At 70.5% G+C, this 22,429-nt stretch carries 25 protein-coding genes; 10 read left to right on the forward strand and 15 right to left on the reverse strand.

Annotation, left to right across the window (positions count from 1 at the left end):
* Positions 1-7 precede the first annotated feature (7 nt).
* Positions 8-418, forward strand: coding sequence for a response regulator (locus FHS23_RS14630; RefSeq protein WP_183654981.1), 411 nt, complete (start codon positions 8-10; stop codon positions 416-418).
* Between the two features lie 8 nt (positions 419-426).
* Positions 427-1,470 (forward strand): anthranilate phosphoribosyltransferase, encoded by a 1,044-nt coding sequence (gene trpD / locus FHS23_RS14635; protein WP_183654983.1) that lies wholly within the window; start codon positions 427-429, stop codon positions 1,468-1,470.
* A 130-nt stretch (positions 1,471-1,600) separates the two neighbouring features.
* Here trpD and FHS23_RS14640 read toward each other — a convergent pair whose 3' ends face one another.
* Both FHS23_RS14640 and ctaC read right to left on the reverse strand, forming a co-directional pair.
* Entirely contained in the window at positions 1,601-2,020 is a 420-nt protein-coding gene (locus tag FHS23_RS14640) for a cytochrome c oxidase subunit 4 (protein ID WP_183654985.1), read from the reverse strand.
* 120 nt (positions 2,021-2,140) lie between these two features.
* Positions 2,141-3,106 carry an aa3-type cytochrome oxidase subunit II gene (ctaC, locus tag FHS23_RS14645; protein WP_183654987.1) on the reverse strand — a complete coding sequence of 322 codons (966 nt, stop codon included), beginning with the start codon at positions 3,104-3,106 and terminating at the stop codon, positions 2,141-2,143.
* Positions 3,107-3,367: 261 nt separating this feature from the next.
* Between ctaC and asnB the strand changes: the two genes are divergently transcribed.
* Complete coding sequence (gene asnB, locus FHS23_RS14650) at positions 3,368-5,296, forward strand: asparagine synthase (glutamine-hydrolyzing) (protein ID WP_183654989.1); 1,929 nt, start codon at positions 3,368-3,370, stop codon at positions 5,294-5,296.
* A gap of 250 nt (positions 5,297-5,546) precedes the next feature.
* Positions 5,547-5,795: a hypothetical protein gene (locus FHS23_RS14655; RefSeq protein WP_183656247.1), complete on the forward strand. Its 249-nt coding sequence runs from the start codon at positions 5,547-5,549 to the stop codon at positions 5,793-5,795.
* 160 nt (positions 5,796-5,955) lie between these two features.
* Here the strand turns inward: FHS23_RS14655 and FHS23_RS14660 are convergent, their stop codons facing one another.
* Entirely contained in the window at positions 5,956-6,327 is a 372-nt protein-coding gene (locus tag FHS23_RS14660) for a HesB/IscA family protein (protein ID WP_183654991.1), read from the reverse strand.
* Positions 6,328-6,523: 196 nt separating this feature from the next.
* Here FHS23_RS14660 and FHS23_RS14665 point away from each other — a divergent pair, with 196 nt between their 5' ends.
* Positions 6,524-7,195: a DUF3043 domain-containing protein gene (locus FHS23_RS14665; RefSeq protein WP_183654994.1), complete on the forward strand. Its 672-nt coding sequence runs from the start codon at positions 6,524-6,526 to the stop codon at positions 7,193-7,195.
* Between the two features lie 134 nt (positions 7,196-7,329).
* Complete coding sequence (locus FHS23_RS14670; protein WP_183654997.1) at positions 7,330-8,328, forward strand: aldo/keto reductase family protein; 999 nt, start codon at positions 7,330-7,332, stop codon at positions 8,326-8,328.
* Positions 8,329-8,358: 30 nt separating this feature from the next.
* On the opposite strand, the gene FHS23_RS14675 is transcribed toward FHS23_RS14670, so the two are convergent.
* The 10 genes from FHS23_RS14675 to srlA form a co-directional block, all read right to left on the reverse strand.
* Entirely contained in the window at positions 8,359-8,718 is a 360-nt protein-coding gene (locus FHS23_RS14675) for a hypothetical protein (RefSeq protein WP_183655000.1), read from the reverse strand.
* A gap of 20 nt (positions 8,719-8,738) precedes the next feature.
* Entirely contained in the window at positions 8,739-9,506 is a 768-nt protein-coding gene (locus FHS23_RS14680; protein ID WP_183655003.1) for an IspD/TarI family cytidylyltransferase, read from the reverse strand.
* Between the two features lie 12 nt (positions 9,507-9,518).
* On the reverse strand, positions 9,519-10,799 hold the full coding sequence (locus tag FHS23_RS14685; RefSeq protein WP_183655006.1) for a dihydrolipoamide acetyltransferase family protein: 1,281 nt from the start codon (positions 10,797-10,799) through the stop codon (positions 9,519-9,521).
* Entirely contained in the window at positions 10,793-11,794 is a 1,002-nt protein-coding gene (locus FHS23_RS14690) for an alpha-ketoacid dehydrogenase subunit beta (protein WP_425501130.1), read from the reverse strand. The genes FHS23_RS14685 and FHS23_RS14690 overlap by 7 nt, the downstream gene beginning before the upstream one ends.
* 38 nt (positions 11,795-11,832) lie before the next feature.
* On the reverse strand, positions 11,833-12,846 hold the full coding sequence (locus FHS23_RS14695) for a thiamine pyrophosphate-dependent dehydrogenase E1 component subunit alpha (RefSeq protein ID WP_183655012.1): 1,014 nt from the start codon (positions 12,844-12,846) through the stop codon (positions 11,833-11,835).
* Positions 12,843-14,144 carry an NAD(P)H-dependent oxidoreductase gene (locus FHS23_RS14700; protein ID WP_183655015.1) on the reverse strand — a complete coding sequence of 434 codons (1,302 nt, stop codon included), beginning with the start codon at positions 14,142-14,144 and terminating at the stop codon, positions 12,843-12,845. Before FHS23_RS14700 ends, FHS23_RS14695 begins: the two co-directional genes overlap by 4 nt.
* A gap of 358 nt (positions 14,145-14,502) precedes the next feature.
* Complete coding sequence (locus FHS23_RS14705) at positions 14,503-14,898, reverse strand: transcriptional regulator GutM (RefSeq protein WP_183655018.1); 396 nt, start codon at positions 14,896-14,898, stop codon at positions 14,503-14,505.
* Complete coding sequence (locus FHS23_RS14710; protein WP_183655020.1) at positions 14,895-15,269, reverse strand: PTS glucitol/sorbitol transporter subunit IIA; 375 nt, start codon at positions 15,267-15,269, stop codon at positions 14,895-14,897. The genes FHS23_RS14705 and FHS23_RS14710 overlap by 4 nt, the downstream gene beginning before the upstream one ends.
* A gap of 26 nt (positions 15,270-15,295) precedes the next feature.
* Entirely contained in the window at positions 15,296-16,423 is a 1,128-nt protein-coding gene (locus tag FHS23_RS14715; RefSeq protein ID WP_183655022.1) for a PTS glucitol/sorbitol transporter subunit IIB, read from the reverse strand.
* Positions 16,420-17,070 carry a PTS glucitol/sorbitol transporter subunit IIC gene (gene srlA, locus FHS23_RS14720; protein WP_246382191.1) on the reverse strand — a complete coding sequence of 217 codons (651 nt, stop codon included), beginning with the start codon at positions 17,068-17,070 and terminating at the stop codon, positions 16,420-16,422. Before srlA ends, FHS23_RS14715 begins: the two co-directional genes overlap by 4 nt.
* Before the next feature lie 291 nt (positions 17,071-17,361).
* Here srlA and FHS23_RS14725 point away from each other — a divergent pair, with 291 nt between their 5' ends.
* Genes FHS23_RS14725 through FHS23_RS14735 form a run of 3 tightly spaced genes read left to right on the forward strand, consistent with a single transcriptional unit; the run spans position 17,362 to position 19,633 of the window.
* The gene (locus FHS23_RS14725) at positions 17,362-17,628 is read left to right on the forward strand and encodes an HPr family phosphocarrier protein (protein WP_183655024.1); all 267 of its coding nucleotides are present in this window, start codon (positions 17,362-17,364) and stop codon (positions 17,626-17,628) included.
* A 7-nt stretch (positions 17,629-17,635) separates the two neighbouring features.
* Positions 17,636-18,589: a sugar-binding transcriptional regulator gene (locus tag FHS23_RS14730; protein ID WP_183655026.1), complete on the forward strand. Its 954-nt coding sequence runs from the start codon at positions 17,636-17,638 to the stop codon at positions 18,587-18,589.
* Positions 18,590-18,598: 9 nt separating this feature from the next.
* A complete protein-coding gene (locus tag FHS23_RS14735) occupies positions 18,599-19,633 on the forward strand; it encodes a nicotinate-nucleotide--dimethylbenzimidazole phosphoribosyltransferase (RefSeq protein WP_183655028.1) in 1,035 nt (344 codons plus the stop codon).
* 109 nt (positions 19,634-19,742) lie between these two features.
* Here FHS23_RS14735 and FHS23_RS14740 read toward each other — a convergent pair whose 3' ends face one another.
* Positions 19,743-20,846 (reverse strand): branched-chain amino acid aminotransferase, encoded by a 1,104-nt coding sequence (locus FHS23_RS14740; protein WP_183655030.1) that lies wholly within the window; start codon positions 20,844-20,846, stop codon positions 19,743-19,745.
* 61 nt (positions 20,847-20,907) lie between these two features.
* Here FHS23_RS14740 and FHS23_RS23270 point away from each other — a divergent pair, with 61 nt between their 5' ends.
* A complete protein-coding gene (locus FHS23_RS23270; RefSeq protein ID WP_425501122.1) occupies positions 20,908-21,297 on the forward strand; it encodes a hypothetical protein in 390 nt (129 codons plus the stop codon).
* Between the two features lie 25 nt (positions 21,298-21,322).
* Here the strand turns inward: FHS23_RS23270 and FHS23_RS14750 are convergent, their stop codons facing one another.
* On the reverse strand, positions 21,323-22,399 hold the full coding sequence (locus FHS23_RS14750) for a hypothetical protein (protein ID WP_183655031.1): 1,077 nt from the start codon (positions 22,397-22,399) through the stop codon (positions 21,323-21,325).
* Positions 22,400-22,429: the final 30 nt, after the last annotated feature.

Here is a 22,429-nt window from a genome sequence, read left to right on the forward strand (position 1 = left end):
ACGGCACATGACCGATCAGCCCCAGCGGATCCTCGTGTTCAGCCACCGGCCGGAGGTCCGTGACACGATCATGGGCGCCGTGGGGCGCAGGCCGGCGACGGACCTGCCCACGGTGACCTACGTCGAGGCGTCCGGGGTCGCCGACGTACTGGCCGAGATGGACGCCGGCACCGTCGACCTCGCTATTCTCGACGGCGAGGCCCAGCCCACGGGCGGCATCGGGCTGTGCAGGCAGCTCAAGAACGAGATCACCGCCTGCCCGCCGATCGCCGTTGCCATACGGCGCGCCGACGACCGATGGCTCGCGACCTGGTCGCAGGCCGACGCCGTGCTGGTGCACCCGCTGGACCCCCTCGCCGCCGCCGAAACGATCGCCGAGGTGCTGCGCAGGCAGCGCCTCCCCGCCGTACAGGGTTGATCTCACACATGCCTGACGCACACACCTGGCCCAGGATCCTGGGCAGGCTCATCGACCGCGCCGACCTCTCCGAGGAGGAGACGGCGTGGGCGATGGACCAGATCATGTCCGACGCCGCGACCCCGTCCCAGATCGGCGGGTTCGCCGTCGGACTGCGGGCCAAGGGCGAGACTCCCGCGGAGATCGCCGGTATGGCGTCGGCCATGCTCGCGCACGCTCGCACGCTCGACATCGACTACACGGCGGTCGACATCGTCGGCACCGGCGGCGACCGTGCCGGCTCGGTGAACATCTCGACGATGTCGTCGCTGGTCGTGGCCGCGGCGGGCGCCCCGGTGGTCAAGCACGGCAGCCGGGCCGCGTCGTCGAAATCGGGTGCGGCGGATGTGCTGGAGACCATGGGTGTGGCGATCACCATGTCTCCGGAGGACGTGCTGCGGTGCGTCTCCGAGGTCGGCATCGGCTTCTGCTTCGCGCCCGCCTTCCACCCTGCGCTCAAGTACGCGGGTGCGACGCGGCGTGAGCTGGGCGTGCCGACGACGTTCAACATGCTCGGCCCGCTGAGCAACCCCGCGCAGCCGTCGGCGAGCCTCATCGGCTGCGCCTACCGGGACAAGACGCGGGTACTCGCCGAGGTGTACGCCGATCGCGGGCACGACGTGCTGCTCGTACGGGGTGACGACGGTCTCGACGAGATCACCACCACGACCACGACGACGGCGTGGGTCATCACCGGCGGCACCATCCGGGAGACGACGATCGATCCGCAGGCTCTGGGCATCCCTCTCGCCACCGAGGAGGACCTGAAGGGCGGAACCCCGGAGATCAACGCGCGGGTCGTTCACGAGCTCGTCAGCGGCAAAGCGGGGCCCGTGCGGGACGCCGTGCTGCTGAACGCGGCCGGCGCGCTCACGGCCTATCACGGGTTCTCGGGCGACCTCTCCGCCGACCTGAGCGCCCATATCGGCCGCGCGGCCGAGGTCCTCGACTCCGGAAGGACCGCGGACCTGCTGCAGCGGTGGATCGACTTCTCGGCGGCGACCACGGCCTGACGCCCGCTCCCGCCTCCGAACACATGTGAAGGCCCTGCCACCCGGGAACACCGGGTGGCAGGGCCTTCACATGTGCGACTCGGGGGCCGCAGTGGCTGAGTGAGGTCGGTGGCTCAGTGGGGTCGGCGGCTCAGTGGTGGCTCGGACCCGAGTGGTACTCGAACACCAGACCGCCGATGGTGATCAGCAGGCCGATGATGGCGAAGATCAGCAGCCAGATCTGCATGAACGCGAGCGAGACACCCGCCACGGCCGCGAAGGCGGCGAGGCCGACCGGCCAGTAGCTGCCGGCGCTGAAGAAGCCCATTTCGCCTGCGCCGTCGCTGACCTCGGCCTCGTCGTTGTCCTCCGGTCGCGCCGGGATGCGGCGGCCGACGAATCGGATGTAGCTGCCGACGAGGAACGTGAGGCCGCCGGTCAGCAGCAGTGCGATGGTGCCGACCGGCTCGACACCGTCCCTGGTCATGACGCCCGTCATCACCGCGTAGACGGCCGCCACGAAGAACGCGAAGACCATGACGACGTCGAACAGCCTGGCTTCGTTCCTCATGTGCCCTGTGTCCTTACTGGTAGCTCAGCGTTCGTGATCAGCGTACTGGGAGTGGATCCGATACTGCGGCGTCCTGCCGCCGGCGGAACGATCCGCATCGGTCCGCCGGTGGCGAGGTGGTCAGCCCGACGCCGTCCGCAGCGTGCGGTCGGTGGCGAACGGCTTCGTCGTGGTCGCGGTCGGGCTGCACAGCTCCGCGTCGCAACCCTCGTTCTGCAGCGCCTTCAGCGCATCGGCCGCAGTGTTGGGCTCACCGGTCCGCGGGTTCACCTGTGCGCGCAGCTCGATGTAACGCTCGTACAGATCCGGCGACAGCGCACGGACCTCGAAGTTCATCATCGCGTGGTAGGTACCGCACAGCTCGGCGCAGCGACCCACGAACGCACCTTCCTGGTCGATCGTGTTCTGGAACGTGAAATCCTGGTTGTTCTTCTCCGGGTACGGCATGACGTCCCGCTTGAAGTTGAACTCAGGAACCCAGAACGAGTGGATGACGTCCGTCGACCGCAGGTTGTACTGGATCGTCCGGTCCGTGGGGACCACCATGAGCGGAATCTCCGAGGAGCTACCGACCGTGGAGATCGTCTGGCCGTTCTCGGCCTTCTGCTCGTCGGGGTAGCCGAACTCCCAGTTCCACTGGAACGCCGTGACGTCCACCGTCACGTCGGGCTCGTCCTCATCGGCCAGCACCTGGCTCTCGGTGGTGGCGGTGAAGAAGAACAGCACGCACACCATGATCACCGGCACGACGACGCAGAACAGCTCGAGCGGCACGTTGTACTGGAACTGCCGCGGGAGCGCTTCCTCGCCCGCCGTGTCGGCAGGCGAGGGCTTCTTCCGGTGGAAGATCATCGACCAGAACATCAGGCCCCAGACGATGGCGCCGACGACGAGCGCGGCGATCACGGACCAGGTCCAGAAGGTCCGCATGCTGTCGGCCTCAGGGGTGACACCTTCCGGCCACCCGAACCGCAGGACCTCCTCGCCGGAACATCCCGTCGCCAGGACGGCGACAAGCCCGGCGAGCACGGTCACCTTGGCGACCTTGCCCCGGCGTGTGTTCCGGGTGCGTTCTGGAACGCCCACTGCGCGATGCCTCCTCGCCCGATCACTACGTGACGTAGGGGGACTTTAGCCGAGGTGAACCGGATCGGCGCCCAAGGGGTATCCGTGCCCCCGCCGCCGTAACCGCGGACACACTGCGGGCATACTGGCGACTCCAGCGCTGCATCGGTTCACGGCCGGGTCACGGCCGGTGCGTGATCGGCCCCGGCGCCGACCGCCGGCAGGCCTTCTGACGAGCCGATTCGGCGAGCCCGCAACGAGCAAAAAGGTGTGTGAAGAGGCGTGTGCGGCCTGCTTGGACTGGTGTGTCCCAGTGAGAACGACGCGGCGACGGCACGGCCCGCCGTGGGCGAGGCGCTGCGCTGCCAGCGGCATCGCGGCCCCGACGAGACCGACACCTGGGCCGACGGCGAGGTCGTGTTCGGTTTCAACCGGCTCGCGATCATCGACGTCGACCACTCGCACCAGCCGTTGACCTGGGGCCCGCCGGAGAATCCGACGCGCTACACCATCAACTTCAACGGCGAGATCTACAACTACCTCGAGCTGCGGGCCGAACTCGCCGAGCAGCACGGTGCGACGTTCGACACAGAAGGCGACACCGAGGCGATCGTCGCCGCGTACCACCACCTCGGCCCTGCGGCCGTGGGCCGGCTGCGCGGCATGTTCGCCTTCCTGATCTGGGATTCCGAGGCGAGGGTCGTCTTCGGTGCCCGTGACCCGTTCGGCATCAAGCCGCTGTTCGTCTCGACCGGCCCGAACGGCGTGGCGTTCGCCAGCGAGAAGAAGAGTCTGCTCTCGCTGGCCGGCACGCTCGGCCTGGCCGACGAACTCGACCCCGTCGCACTGCAGCACTACCTGGTGCTCCAGTACGTGCCCGAGCCCGAGTCGCTGCACCGGAACGTGCGGCGCATCGAGTCCGGCACCTCGTTCACCGTCTCGCCCGGCGGCGAGCTGCGCACCGACCGGTACTTCTCCCCCGAGTTCCGCACCAGGCCGGTCTCGGGGCCTGCGCAGACGGCGACGCTGCACGAGGAGATCGCCGAGGTGATGCGCGACTCCGTGGCCAAGCACATGCGCGCCGACGTGACCGTGGGCGCGTTCCTGTCCGGCGGTATCGACTCGACCGCGATCGCGGCGCTGGCCAAGGAGCACAACCCGAACCTGATCACGTTCACCACCGGGTTCGAGCGCGAGGGTTACTCGGAGGTCGACGTCGCCGCCGAGTCCGCGGCCGCGATCGGCGTCAAGCACGTCGTCCGCACCGTCTCCGCCCAGGAGATGATGGAGACACTGCCGCTGATCGTCTGGTATCTGGACGACCCGGTCGCCGACCCGGCGCTCGTGCCGCTGTGGTTCATCGCCCGCGAGGCGCGCAAGCACGTGAAGGTCGTGCTGTCCGGTGAGGGCTCCGACGAGCTGTTCGGCGGGTACACGATCTACCGCGAGCCTCTGTCGCTCGCACCGTTCGAGAAGATGCCCGGTGCACTGCGGCGGCTCGCCGGAAAGGTGTCGAAGGCCATTCCCGAGGGCACGCGGGGCAAGGACCTGCTGCGGCGCGGGTCGCTGCCGCTCGAGGAGCGCTACTACGGCAACGCCCGGCTGTTCCGTGACGACCAGTTGCGCGAGGTACTGCCCCAGTACGCCGAGGGCGTCGGCCACCAGGACGTCACGCGGCCCTGGTACGACCTGTCCCGCGGCTGGGACCCGGTGTCCCGGATGCAGCACATCGACCTGTTCACCTGGCTGCGCGGCGACATCCTCGTCAAGGCGGACAAGGTGACGATGGCCAACTCGCTCGAGCTTCGGGTGCCGTTCCTCGACTCCGAGGTGTTCCGCGTGGCGTCGGCCATTCCGCTGGACCAGAAGATCACCAACGAGACGACGAAGTTCGCCCTCCGCAGGGCGCTCGACGGCATCGTCCCCTCGCACGTGCTGAACCGCCGCAAGCTCGGCTTCCCGGTGCCGATCCGCCACTGGTTGCGGAGCGACATGTACGACTGGGCACGCGGGATCATCGCCGACTCGCAGACCGGCCACCTGCTGGACAAGGCCGCGGTACGGGCTCTGCTCGACGAGCACCGCGCGGGCACCCTCGACCACAGCCGCCGGCTCTGGGCACTGCTGGTGTTCATGATCTGGCACGGCATCTTCGTCGAGAACCGCGTCAAGGTCGACGTCCCGGAGCCGCAGTACCCGGTTTACCTGTAGGACGAGAGCGACCCTCTCGACCACCGCCGCCGGCGGTGCCCCGTGCAGCGGGCGCACCGCCGGCGTCCGAACCGCTGGGCACGGTGATCCTGGCCGGCATCATCGCGGTGGACAACGCGTTCGTCGCGAGGACGCGGGCGTCGCTGTTCTGAACCGGCGTAACCCTGCCGAGCGACTACCGGGCGGTACGGCACCACTACCGATTGGTAAGCCTGTCGCCCCGCCGCAGCGCTGCCTAGGTTCGGTCGCGATGAACAGCACCGACCGTGATTCCGCGCTCCGCACGCCGTCCCTCAGCACTCCCTCGCCCCGTACCTCCGCGTCCCGCACGTCCGCGCCGGGTGCACCCGAGCCGGAGTCTCTCGACGACCTCATCGCCGACTGCCGCGACATTCCCCGTCCGCAGGTGCCCGGACAGCGCCCGCATCCGTCCGCTCGGCCGTGGAACGTGGACGACGCATGTCACGCTCAGGTTGCGGGACTGGACGCGTACGTCTGACACCAGGCAAGCTCTCCGGAGCCGCGGTCAACGGCGATCGCGGCCCCACTCCCCATCCCCGGGCCGGCGCCACACGACCGGCCCGATGACAGCGAAACGGGCGCCGGTCGATGACCGGCGCCCGTTTCGCAGTGTGGATGTCCCCGCTGTGGGGCGCGACTCAGTGGAACGAGTCGCCGCAGGCGCAGGAACCGCCCGCGTTCGGGTTGTCAATGGTGAAGCCCTGCTTCTCGATCGTGTCGACGAAGTCGATCTGGGCACCCTCGACGTACGGAGCGCTCATCCGGTCCACCGCGACGCGCAGCCCGTTGAAGTCGCGGTACAGGTCGCCGTCGAGCTCACGCTCGTCGAAGAAGAGCTGGTAGCGCAGGCCCGCACAGCCACCCGGCTGCACCGCGATGCGCAGGTGCATGTCGTCGCGGCCCTCCTGGTCGAGCAGCGCCTTGGCCTTGCCGGCGGCGGTCTCGGTCAGGACGACGCCGTGGGTGGCCTCCTCGGCGGCGGTGTTGCCGGTCTGCTCAGCGGTCGTCATGGCACTCCCTCAAGTCGCTGTCCCGGGGCTCGATCTCCACGCGGCAGTCACCTCGCGGAGCGGACATTCCCCATGCTCACTCCAGTATTCCACCGGAGGCAACAAGGAGGACGGCCGTCTTGTTCCCCGACGGCCATGGTGGCACATCGGCCGACCGCCTGAACATCGGCAGTGAGCACTGCAATACCCTGGCAGCGTGAGGTTCCTGCGCCGCAACAATGCCCAGAAGTCCGAATCCGATTCCACCGAGACCGCGGTCGACGTCGACGGGTCCGGCGAATCTCACGTGCCCAAGGGCCACACCCCGGCCAAGGGCAGGCCGACGCCGAGGCGCGTCGAGGCCGAGGGCAAGCGCCGGGGCCCGGTCGCGCCGCCGCCGACCACCACGCGCGAGGCGATCCGCCGGAACCGGGAGCTGAAGAAGCAGAACCCGGTCACCAAGGAGGACAAGGAAGCGCGCCGCGCCGCCGCCCGGGAACGCCGGGAGAAGATGATGGCCGGCGACCAGCGCTACCTGCTCCCCCGCGACCGCGGGCCGGTCAAGCAGTACGTACGCGACCTGATCGACTCGCGGCGCAACATCCTGGGCCTGTTCATGCCGCTGGCCGTGCTGGTGTTCCTGTCGCTGCTGGTGCCGGTCGTGGCGATCCAGCAGTACGCCACGCTGGTCACGACGATCTTCCTGCTCGGCATGCTGGTCGAGGGCTTCATCAACGGCAGGCGCGTGGCGAAGGCCGCGCGGGAGCGGTTCCCGAACGAGACGATCCGCGGTGCCTCGCTCGGCTGGTACGCGTTCGTGCGGGCGAGCCAGCTGCGGCGGCTGCGGGTGCCGAAGCCGCGCCTCAAGGCGGGCGACCCGATCCCGTAACGACGCGAGCCCGCTGCGCCGGGACGGTCGCCGCAGCGCGATCCCATGCCCGGCACCGCAGGGCGGCGTGAGACGTCTCGATCATCACACGTCCGGTTCGTTAGCCATGCGAACTAAGCCAGTAAGCTCGCGGTATGGAATTTCGACGTCTCGGCCGCAGCGGCCTCAATGTCAGTGAGATCTCGTACGGCAACTGGCTCACCCACGGCTCCCAGGTGGAGGAGGACCAGGCGCACGCCTGCATCAAGGCGGCCCTGGACGCCGGCGTGACCACTTTCGATACGGCCGATGTCTACGCGAACACCGCCGCCGAGTCCGTGCTCGGCCGTGGCCTGCAGGGACAGCGCCGCGAGAGCATGGAGATCTTCACCAAGGTCTTCTGGCCGACCGGCCCAAAGGGCCCTAACGACAAGGGCCTCGGCCGCAAGCACGTCATGGAGTCGGCGCACGCCTCGCTGAAGCGTCTCGGCACCGACTACGTCGACCTCTACCAGGCACACCGCTTCGACCACACGACACCGCTCGAAGAGACGATGCAGGCCTTCGCCGACCTCGTCCGGCAGGGCAAGGTGCTCTACGTCGGCGTCTCGGAGTGGACGGCCGAGCAGATCACCCGCGGTGCCGAACTCGCCCGCGAGCTGAAGATCCCGTTCGTGTCGAACCAGCCGCAGTACAACATGCTGTGGCGCGTCATCGAAGACCAGGTCGTGCCCGCTTCCGAGCGTGAAGGCATGAGCCAGATCGTGTGGTCGCCGATCGCGCAGGGCGTGCTCACCGGCAAGTACAAGCCGGGCCAGCCGCTCCCCGCCGGCTCGCGTGCGACGGACGAGAAGGGTGGCGCGAACACCGTTCAGAAGTTCCTGCGCGACGAGGTTCTCGAGCGGGTCGAGAAGCTCACCCCGCTCGCACAGCAGGCCGACCTGTCGCTGGCTCAGCTGGCCGTGGCCTGGGTGCTGCAGAACCGCAACGTCGCCTCGGCGATCATCGGCGCCTCCCGCCCCGAGCAGGTCCACGAGAACGTCAAGGCCGTCGGGGTGACGCTGGACGACGACCTGATGACGGCCATCGACGACGCGCTCGGCGACGTCGTGGTCACCGACCCGCGCGAGACGAAGAGCCCCGAATCGCTCTGAATCGCCGAGCCCATTGCCGCCCCGAAAGACTCAGCGGTCACGCCCGCCGTCGTCGGAATGACGGCGGCGGGCGTCGGCCGCGGCCGACCACACGAGCCGCACCTCGTCCAGCAGCCGCCACGGTTTGCGCGCGGCCGTGCGCGGCAGCGACCCGGTGAACCCGACCGGATGCCTGCGCAGCCTGCGAGCCATGCGGGCGGGTTTGCTGAGCATCCGGTGCCGCAGATCCTGCAGGTAGCGACGGCGGACGTCGCGTTCGATAGAGGTTCTGCACGTCAGGCACGTGGTGACCACCAGCAGCCGCCCGGCGTAGGCGAGTTCGTGTCGCGTCTCGCGGCCGCACCGGTGGCAGGCGAGCGTGGCGTGTTCGATCGTTCCCTTCGCACCCATCGCTTCCGTCCTCGTCGACGTCACGTCCGGTAGTCCGCCGCGGCCAGTACCTGCTCGGCGACCACGAGATCGTGCGGGTAGGTGATCTTGAAGTTCTGTTGTTCCCCGCGCACCCACCGCACCGGGAGCCCGGAGAACCGCTCCATCACCGAGGCCGTGTCGGTGCCCACGAAGTCATCGCGTGCGGCACGTTCGTAGACCTCGAGCAGCGGCCCCGCGCGGAAGCCCTGAGGTGTCTGGGCACGCACGATCGACGCCGGTTCCTGGCCGGTGAGCGCGCCGGACTCGTCCACGGCCACCAGGTCGTCGGCGGGCAGTGCGGGAATGGCTCCCCCGCACTCGCGGGCCTCGTGCAGCACACCCGCGATCAGTGCGGGACTCACCAACGGCCGTGCGGCGTCGTGGATCAGGACCGTGTCGACCGAACCCTCGTCGATGCGGCTCGACAGCCAGCGCAGCGCGCGCAACTCCGACTCCTGCCGCGTCTCGCCGCCGTAGACGACCTCCACCGGGGCGTCGACCTCGCGGTCCAGCACCCAGTCCACCAGCTCCCTGTCCTGCGGGCGCGTGACGAGCAGAAGGACGCCGATCTCGGGCACCCGCGCGAACGCGTCGAGCGACCACGACACCAGCCTGCGCCCCGCCAACGGCAGGTACACCTTGTTCATCTCCGCGCCGACCCGCGTCCCGGCCCCGCTGGCCAGCACGACGCCGGCCGCGGGCGGAACCCGGCGGCTCCGGCCCGCCGAGCCCCGCCGGGTTCTCCGTTCCGCCACGGCCGAGATCATACGAGACCGGATTCATCCGAGTCCCCCGCCGAGCAGCTCACCGATCGTGGCCAGCAGCCGCGCACCCGCGACGCCGTCCGCGACCCGGTGGTCGACGCTGAGCCCGAGCGTGCACCGCAGCCGGGTGCCGATCCCGCCCGGCACCGGCACCGCCCGCGGCTCGACCGTGCCGACGGCCAGCGCGGTGGCCTGCGGTGGCGTCAGCAACGCCTGGAAACCGCCGACGCCGCTGCCGCCGAGGTTCGACACGGTGCTCGACGCGGTCGCCGACAGCTCCGACAGTTCCAACCTGCCCGTCCGGGCGCGCGTGACGACGTCGTCGATACGCCGGGCCAGAGTCGGCAGGTCACCGGAGTCCGGGTCGGTCAGGACGGGCGCGAGCAGCCCCCGTTCGGTGTCGACGGCGATCGCGAGGGACAGCCTGTCGCAGGGCTGCACGCCGTCGCCGGTCCAGGTGGCATTCAGCTGGGGATGCCTGCGCAGTGCGGCGGCGAGCACACGGGTGAACACGACCGTCCAGCTCACCCCGCCGCGCAGGCGCTGGGCCTCCTCGAGATCGACGTCGCGGTACAGCACGAACTGCGGCACGTCGGCGCTCGCCGTCATGCGCCGGGCGATCGCGGCGCGCCCGTCCCGGCGGCGCGCAGGGGCGTTCGCGAACGCGGCCGGTTCCGGCGACCGTCCAGCGCCCCGCCGCTCCTCGGTCCGAAGCTCCTCGGCCCGAAACTCCCCGGTCCGAAACTCCTCGGCCGGGAGATCGGCCACCCGGATCGTGTGCCACGGGCCGGTCGGGGTGAGCGATGCGAGATCCAGCCCCCGTTCGCCTGCCAGCCGGCGCGCGGCGGGTACCGCGGCGGGCGGGCGAGCCGGTGCCGCTCCGCCCGCACCGTTGACCCCCAGGGTCGCTGGTTCCGGCGTGGGTTCGGGCTCCCGGGACACTACGGGTTCCGGCACTGTGGGGTCCGGCGTCGCTGTGGATTCCGGAGTCGCTGTGGGTTCCGGCTCCGGTGCGGGGCCGTCGAACAGTCCGTCCAGGAGGTCGTCGGCCTCGGAGTCGACGTAGGCGATGGGATCGCCGACGGCGATGACGTCCTCGGGGGCTGCGACGAGGCGAGCGAGCACCCCGTCGACCGTCGCCTCGACCTCCATGTCGACCTTGTCGGTCGTGACCTCGCAGACGACCTCGCCCTGACGCACCTCGTCGCCCTCGGCCTTGTGCCATGCGACGAACACGCCTTCGGTCATGGTCATCGACATCTTCGGCATGACGAGCGGGACCTGGTTGTTCACCATCGCCGCACCAACTCCGCCGCCTTCGTCACGATGTCGTCGACCTGTGGCACTGCGGCCTGTTCGAGCTGGGGCGCGTACGGGATCGGCACGTCGAGTCCGCACAGCCGGGACACCGGCGCCTGCAGCCTGCCGAACGCGGGCGATTCGACGATCCTCGCCGCGATCTCGGACATGAACCCGCCGGTCTTCGGAGCCTCCTGCACCAGCAGTGCCCGTCCCGTCGCAGCGACACTGTCCACAATGGTCTGATCGTCGAGCGGCCGCAGCGTACGCGGGTCCAGCACACTCGCCGACACGCCGTCGGCGGCGAGTCGCTCGGCCGCCTCCAGCGCACGCGACACCATCACGCCGGTGGCGACGATCGTGACGTCGGTGCCGGTGCGGCGGACGGCCGTCTCACCGAGCCGCACCCGGACGGGCTCCTCCGGAACCGGTCCGCTCTGCTTGTAGAGCAGCTTGTGTTCCAGCACGATCACCGGGTTCGGATCGTCGATCGCGCTGAGCAGCAGCCCCTTCGCGTCGGCGGCCGTACTCGGCATCACCACCTGCAGACCCGGCACGTGGGCGAACCACGCCTCCAGGCTCTGCGAGTGCTGGGCCGCCGCACCGGTTCCGGACCCGCCCGGCGCGCGCAGCACCATCGGCACGGTCGCCGCGCCGCCGAGCATGAAGTGGATCTTCGCCGCCTGGTTGGCGATCTGATCCATCGCCTGGGCCGTGAAGTCGGAGAACTGGATCTCCACGATCGGGCGCATACCCGCCAGGCCCGCACCCACAGCGGCGCCGACGATGCCGAGCTCACTGATCGGGGTGTCGCGCACCCGTTCGGTGCCGAAGCGGTGCACCAGGTCGCCACTGACACCGAACGCGCCGCCGTAGGTGCCGACGTCCTCACCGAGCAGGAACACCCGGTCGTCGGCCGCCATGGCCTGCGCCATCGCCTCGCGTACGGCCTCGGAGTAGGTCAGCGTGCGCGGTTCGGCCACCGCGGACACCGCGGGACCGACGGCGGATCTCGTGTCGCTGGTCGTCGTCATGCTCGGGTTCCTCCGGCGATCGGTTCCCCTGCCGGGGCGTAGACGGCGTCGGTCAGCGTCGCGGCATCGGCGTCCGGTGCGGCGTTCGCCGTGCGGATCGCCTCCCGCACGCGATCGCGCGCAAGAGCCCGGCACTCCTCGACGTCCGATTCGGACAGTGCGGGTGCCGTCGCGCCGCCACCGGTGACGGCCGCCTCGAACGCCGCGATCGGGTCACGCTCGCGCCAGCTCTCGATCTCCTCGCGGGTGCGGTAGAGGTTCTTGTCGCTCTTGGAGTGGCCCTTCCAGCGGTACGTCAACGCCTCCACGAACGACGGCCCGCCTCCGGACCTGGCCCGCCGCACGGCGTCGGCGACGGCGTCGTACACGGTCTGCGGATCGTTGCCGTCCACCGTCACGCCGGGGATGCCGTAGCCGCGCGCACGCTCGGCGAGGGTGTCGACGTTGAACGCCCGGTCCACCGACATCGACATCCCGTAGCGATTGTTCTCGCACACGAACACCACGGGCAGGTCCCAGATCGCGGCGAGGTTGACGCCCTCGTGCCAGGCTCCCTCGTTGACGGCGCCGTCGCCGAAGAAGCTGACGACGACCTCGGAGCCGCCGCGCATCCGCACGGCGAGGCCGGCGCCGGCCGCGATCGGCACGCCACCCGCGACGATGCCGTTGGCGCCGAGGTTGCCCGTGGCGACGTCGGCGATGTGCATCGACCCTCCGCGACCCCGGCAGTAGCCGGTCTCCTTGGCCAGCAGCTCGGCCATCATCGCGTCGAGTTTCGCGCCCTTGGCGATGCAGTGTCCGTGGCCACGGTGGGTCGAGGTGATGTAGTCGCCTTCGGACAGTGCCATGCAGGCGCCCGTCGGCACGGCCTCCTGACCGATCGACAGGTGCATCGTGCCGTGCATGAGCCCGCGCGCGAACATGTCGTCCACCGCCTCCTCGAAGCGGCGGATCGTCCACATCGTGGTGAGGGCGTGTTTGGCCCGGTCCGCCTCGGTTGTCAGCGTCATCGGACCGTCACCTCCTCGCCCGCGAGCAGCCGGTCCTGCAGCCGCCGCAGGGTGGCGATCGTCGTGCTCTCGTCCACGGCGACGTCGTCGGCCGTCAGCACCGTGCCCTCCGGGACGTCGCGCAGCACCCGGCCGCCCGCCACGAGGCCGAGGGGAAGGTGGCCGTCGCCGCTCACCGCGGAGGCCCGGTCGGTGACGCCGTACACGGTCGCACCGCCGATGCCGTCGATCCGCTCGCCCGCGGCGAGGTCGCGCTTGGCCACCGCGAGCACCTCGGCGTTCCACGCCACCGGGGCCAGACTCGGCGTGCGGTCCACGACGGCCTCGGCGACCGACAGCGGCGCCTCCACGCTCGCCAGGTGGTACGGGCGGTAGAAGGTGTAGTACGGACCCTTGCCCATGCCCAGGTAGGCCATTTCGGACACGACCGCGGGGTGATCGCTGCGGCCGATGACGAACACGCCGGGCGCGACCGGGCCGGTGCAGTAGTCGACCATGCCCTCGCCCGGCAGCACGCCGCCGTCGGACTCCGGGCGGAACGTCTCCGCCAGCGCCTCGACCGTGCAGTGCGGGCCTGTCATGCCCCGCGAGGGCACGGCCAGATCCACGCCGTTGGCCAGCGCCGCCATCTCGATCATCGTCTTCGAACCGTCGACGAAGCTGGCGAGCATGTGCGGGTTCATGCCCTTCGCCTCGGCCTCCTCGGTCAGCGACGCGGGCGTGGCCGACGGGCGGAGCGGGTTGTTCTTGCCCTTGCCCGCGCAGACGACGTCGAAGCCGATGTCGCGGACGTAGTCGGCGAGAGCCTTGCACTCGACGGGCTCATCACCGCGGCACACCGTGTACACGCGGCCGGTCCGCTCGGCGACGGTCTTGAGCAGGTAGCCGATGGTCACGTCGCATTCGACGTTCAGCATCGCGATGTCCTGGCCCGCCAGCAGACCGTGGAACGCCACCTGCGCGCCGACCTCCGGCACGCCGCTCGCGTCGACGAGCACGTCGAGCGGCAGGCCGGTCAACGTGGTCGCGTCCTCCGTGACGACCGGCGTGCCCGCCTCGATCATCCGCGCCGACTCCGCGCGATCGCCGCTCAGCACGGCGTCGCCGCGGCCCGCCTCGGCGAAAGCACGGCGCCCGCGGTCCGGGGCGATGTCGGCGATGGCCGCGACCTCCATCCCGTCGATCCGGCTCGCCTGGACCACGAAGCCGAGCCCCATCTGCCCCGCACCGACGAGCCCGACCCGGACCGGACGGCCCAGTTCCCGTTCCCGTGCTCGCAGCCGATCGACATACCTCATCCGCGTTCCTCCGGTCCGCTGTCGCCTGCGCCTGGTGCGGGTGAACGTGTGTGCACACCACCGCATTCACCCGACGCATTTGCACATTTGTGCTTAGCATGTGCACCTTGGTTCTTACTTGGTAGCACGGGAGTTCTGCAGCACACAAGATTCAGTTCTCTGCACATATGTGCGCGCATCGTGGGAGAAGACGTGTTCGAGACGGCGCGGCGGCCGAACTCCGGCCGCACCGGGACGGACGACCGAATCTGCGGACCGGCCCCGCACACACGCGCGGGCGGCCGCGTCCCCCATCACCGGGAGGACGCGGCCGCCCGCGTTCTCGTGTTCCGCCGGCCGCACCGCCGGCCGGGTTCGGTCAGGCGCGCGCCGAGCGCAGCCCGCCCGCGTTGAGCCGACCCGCGGTGCCGATCGCCTCGCGCACCGCCTTGGCCAACGCCGCCGTCCCTGCCCTCTCCTCGGCGCCGTCGATCGGGCCCCTCAACTCGGTCCGCTCCGTGAACCGGGCGAAGACGGACGCGCCCTGCATCGCCTGCGCCCGCGTGATCTCACCGCGCCTGCGGTCGATCACCAGCAGCACGATCGCGCCGCGGAGCCGGCCTTTCGCCCGTCCGCTGACCAGCAACATCCCGCTGCGGTTCTCGTCGTCGGCGAGTGCATTGACGGCGCTCTGGTACGCCAGGTGCTGCCGGTAACTCAGCACGCCCGCCACCACGAACGCGCCGAGGACGAGCACCACGGCCTGCCAGGTCACGGCGTCGCTCCCCGGAATCCGACGCGCGCACCCGCGGCCGGGGTCGAGACCGTGCCCTTGGCATGCACGGCTCCCGGCAACAGCTCCGTGCCGTCGTCGGGATTCAGGTACACCACGATGTGCCCGAGCGTGCTCAGGTTCTCGTGCGCCCTGTCGCCCACCGCGACCACCTCGACGTCCTCGTCACCGATGCTGAACACATCGCCGGTGCGGATCTCGCGCTCAGGCCCCTTCGCCGGACCGTGGACCACGCTCACGTCCTCCAGCGCGTCGGGGATGGGGTCTGCGTACAGGATCACGACGCCGCCTTCGACCATCTCCGCGGCCTCGTCGCCGGCGCGCAGGACCGTGCTCTCGTAGTAGAAGCTCATGTGTTCCTCCTCGAACTCACCGGCCGCTAGAGGCCGAAGCTTGCGGCCCACGCGATGACGACCGCAAGCGGCGACGTGATCATGCGGCTGATCAGCACCGCGGGAGTGCCGACGGCCACGGTTTCCGGTTTCGCCTCGCCGAGCGCCAGGCCGACGGGCACGAAGTCACAGCCCACCTGACCGTTGATGGCGAACAACGTCGGCAGCGCGTACTGCACCGGCAGCGCACCGATGGCGATCTGGCTGCCCATGAGGGTGCCCACGACCTGCGCGATCGCGGCGCCCGGGCCGAGCACCGGCGACAGGAACGGCAGGGCGACGACGAAGCTGATGGCGAGCAGGCCGAACGGATTGCTCGCGATCGGCGACAGCACCTGGCCCATCCACTCGGCCACACCCGTGTACATGACGATGCCGAGCAGCAGGCTCACGTAGGCCATGAACGGCAGGATGGTCTTCAGCGTGAGGTCGATCGTCTGCCTGCCGGCCGCCAGCATCGTGTTGACGAAGCTGCCCACGGCCGAACCGAACCCGACGAACACGTTCGTCACCGCGTTGAACGCCTTGCCCAGCGGGCCGCCGACGGGGAGAGTCGCCGCGACCGCCGACGCGGACGGCCGTTCGTCCCGGGGCGGCACGCCGCCGCCCGAATCCCGGCCGCCCGACATGGCGCCGTCGGACGTGCCACCGGCCGGAGCGGCACCCGCGGCGTCGCCGTCCGATGTGGACCGGGTTACCTCGTTCATGCCCACCGCGGACACGAACAGCTCCTCGGTGATGTACTTGGCCAGCGGGCCACCGGGAGCACCCGGATAGACGTCCACGGTCGGGATGCCCTTGCGCGGGTAGACGCCGATGCGCGCGGTGCCGCCGCAGTTGATGACGGCAGCCACCACCTCGTCGTCGGGCACCGTGGTGTTGAACCCGTCTACGGCCTCGGCGCCGGTGAGGTCGGCGATCTTCTGCGCCACGGGGTGAATCCCGCCGCCGGTCACCGAGAGCACCTTCGTCCGCTGCTCGTCGGAGCGCAGCGTCAGGCCCGGCCCCCAGCCGCCCGCACCCGCGCGAACGAACACCGTGGACGTCTCCGTGCCGGTCGCCGTGTCCGTGCCGGTCGCCGTCTCCCGGCCGGTCGTCGTCTCGTGGTCGGTCATGCCTTCTCACTCGCCTTCGCCTGCTCGAACTGCCGGTCGAAATCGGCGAAGACCTCGCTGCGGCCGGTCCGCTTGATCATGAACGCCGTGAGCTTCTCGGTGACGATGCCGCGGATGAAGATCACGAGGATGCCCACCAGGAAGTACCGCAGCGCCAACGGCACGGTGGACTCGCCGAGCTGCGTGACGCCGTTCGCGATGCCGAACCAGACGAACAGCTCACCGGCGTTGGCGTACGGGAAGAACGTCGTCACCGGGTGCACGAACGACACCGCGGAGTCGTAGAACGCAGGCTTGTACCGCTCGGGCAGGAAGCGGCCGAACGAGTAGGCCATCGGATTCGTCAACATCAGCAGCGCGAGGATCGGCATCACGGAGTAGCGGGTGATCCACCACCGGCCACACCACTGGACGGCGCGCGTGACGCGCTCCTCGCCGACGAACGTCGTGAGCGCGTACATGAACGTGAGCAGCACGATCAGTGTCGGCAGGATGCCGGTCACCAGATCGACGAACTGTGAGCCCGCTTCCTCGAACAGGCCGATGAAATGGGTTCCCAGCCATTCGAAGACACCCAGCACACCCCCGCTCGTCTCACCCTCCGGCTGAGCCGGCTGCTGCTGCGCCATTACAGCAAGCACTTGCATTGCCTGGCCTCCTTCTCGACCCCCGCGGATATGCGCTGATCGACACCCGGACCACCCGTGACCCGCCGGTCCGGCGCCTGCAGGATCGGTTCTCCGACGTGTCGTCGTCCCGATCGCCGCCCCGGACCCCTGTTGTCCGGGACTCGCTGGTTGTACGAAACTCGAATACAGAATCTCGTTGCACGAATGTGCAGACATTGTTCACGTTTGCCAGTGATGTGTGTAACATGCCGTCGAACCATCGACAAGGCCCCGGAGGCGACCGGGGTCGAGGAACGAAGGAGCGTCTCCATGCCGGAGATCCAGGTCAAGATCGGCTCGTCCGTCGGACTGCACGCCAGGCCCGCAAGTCAGTTCGTCAAAGCCGCTACCGCCACCGACAGCGACGTCCGCATCGGCAGGCCGGGCACGGATCTCGTGGACGCTCGCAGTATGTTGTCGGTGCTGAGCCTGGCCATCGGGCAGGGCGAAGAGGTCGTTCTGCGCACCGACGGCGAGGGCGCCGACGACGCGCTCACCGAACTGTCCCGCATGCTCGAGTCCGATTTGGACGCGTGATCCATCGATGCCACCGCCCCGCGATCAGCAGTCGCTCGTCGCAGCGGCGCGGCTGTACTACGAGGAAGGCCGCTCCCAGCACGAAGTCGCCAAAGCCCTGAACATCAGTCGTTCCAGCGTGTCCAGAATGCTCACGGCCGCGCGGGAACACGGCATCGTGCGCATCGAGATCAACGATCCAACGGGCCGCGACCTGGATCTCGAGGCTGAGCTCGCCGAGCGGTTCGGACTGCGGGACTGCCGCGTCGCCGAGATCCACAGTGGCGACCGGCCGCTGCAACGCGTCGGCGATCTCGGGGCGCGCTGGCTGCTGGACACGATCCAACCGGGACAACGGATCGGTGTGTCGTGGGGTACGGGCCTGCAGGCGCTGGTGCAGTCCATCCCGGATGACGGCGGACTCGACGTCGAAGTGGTGCCACTGGTGGGCGGACTGTCCGCAGTGGACACCGCCATCAGCGGCGAGGAGCTGGTCCGCGACCTGGCGGGCCGGCTCGGCGGCCGGTACCAGCGCCTGCACGCCCCCGCGTTGCTGACCTCCAAGGAGGGCAGGGACGTGCTGCTGGCCGAGCCGAGCGTCCAGGCCACCCTGGACTCGGCCCGGCGGGTGCAGGTCGCGCTCGCCGGCATCGGCCGGGTGGGCCGCGGCTCGTCGGCGTCGTTGGTGACGGCGATGAACCTGTCGGCCGAGGAACGTGCGGGACTCGACGCCGCCGCCCCGGTCGGCGACGTCTGCGCACGGTTCTTCGACGCCGAGGGCAGGGCGGTCACCGGCCCCGCAGACGACCGCGTACTCGCCGTGTCGCTGGCCGACCTGGCGGCGATCCCGACCGTCGCGGGCGTGGCGGCGGGCCCGGAGAAGGCCGACGGCGTACTGGGCGCTCTCCACACCACGGTGCTCGACGTGCTGGTCTGTGACAGCTCCCTGGCCAGGGCGCTGCTCTCGCGCGCCGCGCGGTAGCTTGAGCGCGTGAACATCGAGTTCGGCCCCGTCACCCTGCCCGACGAGAACGCCCGCGCCGGTGCGCTGCAGCGGCACGCGACACTGCTCTCACCCCCGCGCTCGCTGGGCAGGCTCGAACGGCTCGGCGCATGGCTCGCGGCGTGCCAGGGACGCACGCCGCCGCGGCCGCTGCGGCGCATGCGCGTCGTCGTGTTCGCCGCCGACCACGGCGTCACCGCCGAAGGCGTGTCTCTTGGCGGCCCCACCGCGACGCGTGAACTGCTCGGCGCGCTCGACGGCGGCTCCGCGCCGCTGAACGTCCTCGCCGACGTGGCGGGAGCCGGCATCCGCGTCGTCGACGTGGGCACGGCCGACGGTTCCGGACCGGATCACGTGCGCAGCGTCTCCGGCTCGATCGGCAGGGCCGATGCGCTCACCGAGGACGAGACCGAGGCCGCGGTACGCGCCGGGATGCGGGCGGCCGACGCCGAGATCGACGAGGGTGCCGACGTCCTCGTGGCGGCCGAGGTCGGCTCGGGCGTCACGACGCCCGCCGCCACGCTGGTCGCCGCTCTGACCGACACCGAGCCGGTGGCGGTCGTCGGCCGCGGTTCGGGCATCGACGACACCGCCTGGATGCGCAAGGCCACCGCGGTGCGGGATGCGCTGCGGCGGTGCAGGCCGGTCACGGGCGAGCCGCTGGGACTGCTGCGCACCGCGGGCGGCGCCGACCTCGCCGCGATGGCGGGATTCCTGGCACAGGCGGCGGTGCGGCGGACGCCGGTGGTGCTGGACGGCTTGCCGTCGACGGCGGCGGCACTGCTGGCCGAGGAACTCGCACCGGGCGCGCGGTCGTGGTGGCTGGCTGCGCACCGCGCGGCCGAGCCCGCACAGGTCGTGGCCCTGGAACACCTGGATCTGAATCCGGTGCTGGATCTGGAGATCCGCCTCGGCGCGGGAACCGGTGCCGCGACCGTGCTGCCGATGCTCGCCTCCGCGGCGCGGCTGCTCACCGATGTCGCACAGCGGCCTGCGCTGCCCGCCGACTCGGACATCACCTGACGCGGCACCACCCGGCACGACGGTGACGCCGCCCGTGGCACCGGGCGCCGAACCCCACGGTGCCGGTCCGCGGAACATTCCACGGACCGGCACCGAGAGCGGATGCGGCTCAGTCGAACTTGTGCACCCAGCCGTGGTCGTCGGGACGGGTGCCTTCCTGGATGCCGGTGAGCTGTTCACGCAGCGCCATCGTCAGCTCGCCCGGCTCACCGGTGCCGATCGTGAACTCGCCGTCGGCGTGCTTGACGTGTCCGACCGGCGTGATCACCGCGGCCGTGCCGCACGCGAACACCTCGGTCAGTTCCCCGGACTTCGCGGCGTTCTCCCACTCCTCGGTGGAGATCCGCCGCTCCTCGACGCGGTAGCCGCGGTCGACGGCCAGCTGCAGCAAGGACCTGCGGGTCACGCCGGGCAGCAGCGACCCGCTCAGCTCGGGGGTCACCACCGTCGCATCGGAGCCCGAGCCGACCACGAAGAACAGGTTCATCCCGCCCATCTCCTCGACCCAGCGGCGCTCGGCGGCGTCGAGCCACACCACCTGGTCGCAGCCCTGCTCACTGGCCTGCGCCTGCGCGACGAACGACGCCGCGTAGTTACCCGCGCACTTGGCCTCACCGGTGCCGCCCGGTGCGGCCCGCACGTACTCGGTGGACAGCCACACCGTCACCGGCTTCACGCCCCCGGAGAAGTACGACCCGGCGGGCGAGGCGATGAGCAGGTACAGGTACTCGGCCGACGGGCTGTTGACGCCCAGTCCCTCACCCGTGGCGATCATGAACGGCCGCAGGTAGAGGGCATCGCCCTGCCGCGTCGGCACCCAGCGCTTGTCGATGTCGACGAGCTCGGCGATCGAGCCGATGAACAGCTCGTCGGGCAGCTCCGGCATGGCGAGTCTGCGCGCGGAGTCACGGAACCGCTGCGCGTTCGCCTCGGGCCGGAACGCGCCGATCGTGCCGTCGGGCTGGCGGTACGCCTTGAGACCCTCGAAGATCGCCTGCCCGTAGTGCAGGACCTGCGTAGCCGGGTCGAACGTCAGCGGCGCGTACTCGCGCACCTCGGCGTCGTGCCACCCCTGCTCGGCGTTCCACTTCACCGTGACCATGTGGTCGGTGAACCGCACACCGAACCCCGGGTTCTCCAGTACTTCCGCTACGCGTTCCACGGGGGTCGCGTGCGTACTGGGAATCCGGGTGAACAGGGTTGTCGTCGTCATGCTCGGAGCATATCGCCCCGACGGCCCCACAGGGCCATACCCGGTCGTTACGATCGCGGGTGTGAGCATGAACCCCCAGCATCCGGGCCCCCACTACCCGGGATCCCAGCACCCCGGCTCCGGGCCGCGGTATCCGGGCGCCCCCTATCCGCCGAGTTCGCAGTCGACGGGCGCCGACGCGCAGCCGTCGCCGTCGGGCGGTGGGCTCCTGACCCTCGCCGGCGCCGCGCTGCTGACGTTCGCGGCCGGCATGGCCGTAGTGATCGGCTATCTGATGATCGGCGGGTTCGGCGCCTTCATCGGCATCGTCGGCGCGATCTTCGGCATCGTGTGGCTGGCGGGCGTGCACGGTGGCAAGGTGTTCCCGCGCGAGGGCTTCCCGGTGCGATCGGTGGCCGGTCTCGCCGCGGCCTCAGTGGTCATGCTGTTCCTCGCGTCCGTGATGAGCTGACCGGCAGTGCCCGCGGGCGGCCGCGTCACAGGCGGGTGAGCAGCCCGCCGAACAGCACGACGGCCGTCACGACGATCGCCACCCGCCGGGCGCCGCGCGGACCCGTGGCGGCGCGGGTGGCGAACTCGGCGAGAGCGAGCATCGCCGCGACCGTCACCGCCGCGGGGGGCGCCAGCAGCGCCGCGGGGATCGCCGCCACCGCGGCGGGTACGACCGTGCTCACCACCCGCGACGGATGAGCTCCGTCGCGGGCCGTGCCGAACGCGGTGAGGGCCGCGGGCAGGCACGCGAGCGCGACGACCCCGCCCAGCACCGGCACGAGCGGCTGGGCGTCAGCGGCGACGAAGACGTCCCGCAGCGACGTCGACGACAGGCCGAGTCGGAGCGGGCCCAGTTGGTACAGCGCGGCGCCCGCGACGACCAGCGCCGCCACCGCACCCACCACGACGGTGCGCCGCGACCGGCCGCGCAGCACCGGCACGAAGAGCGCGGCGGCGGAGAGCACTCCGGCGACCACGGCCCACGGGCCGCCGATCCCGCCCGGTTCGGCCACGGGCGACCGCACAGGGCTCACACCGAGACACACCGCCACGAACGCACCGCCCGCCACCAGGAGCAGACCGCCGACCCAACGTCGCCAGTAGGCGTCGAGCCCGATCCCCGCCACGTCGGCGACCGCCACTCCGGCCACGAGCAGTACCGCGACCGCGGGCCTGTGATCGGGCGCCAGATAGGCCGCGAACGTCGAGGCGGCCAGTACCACGATCGCCAATCGCGCCGCGCGGGCGAAGCCGTCGACCAGCCGCGGGAGACCGGGACGGGCCGCCACAGCGGCGCGAGCCGTCTCGGCACGGGCCTCGTCCCGGACCTCGTCACCGTCCTCCGAAGCCCCGCCGTCCCCGGTAGCCCCGCCGTTCTCGGCACCGCCACGATCGCGCGTCCCACCGGCTGCGGACGCGTGCCCGAGCACGCCCGGACGGCCCACCCCCGCCTCGGCGACCAGCACGAACGCCGCCGCCAACGCCATTCCCGCCGGCGCCCACCAGCCCGCGCCCGCCACGGCCGCCGCAAGCCCGCCGAGTACGCCCAGCGCGATCCACACCGCTGTCCACCCACCTTCGTCCGCGCCTCG

The organism is Prauserella isguenensis (assembly GCF_014191605.1).
GTDB classification, from domain to species: Bacteria; Actinomycetota; Actinomycetes; order Mycobacteriales; family Pseudonocardiaceae; genus Prauserella; species Prauserella isguenensis.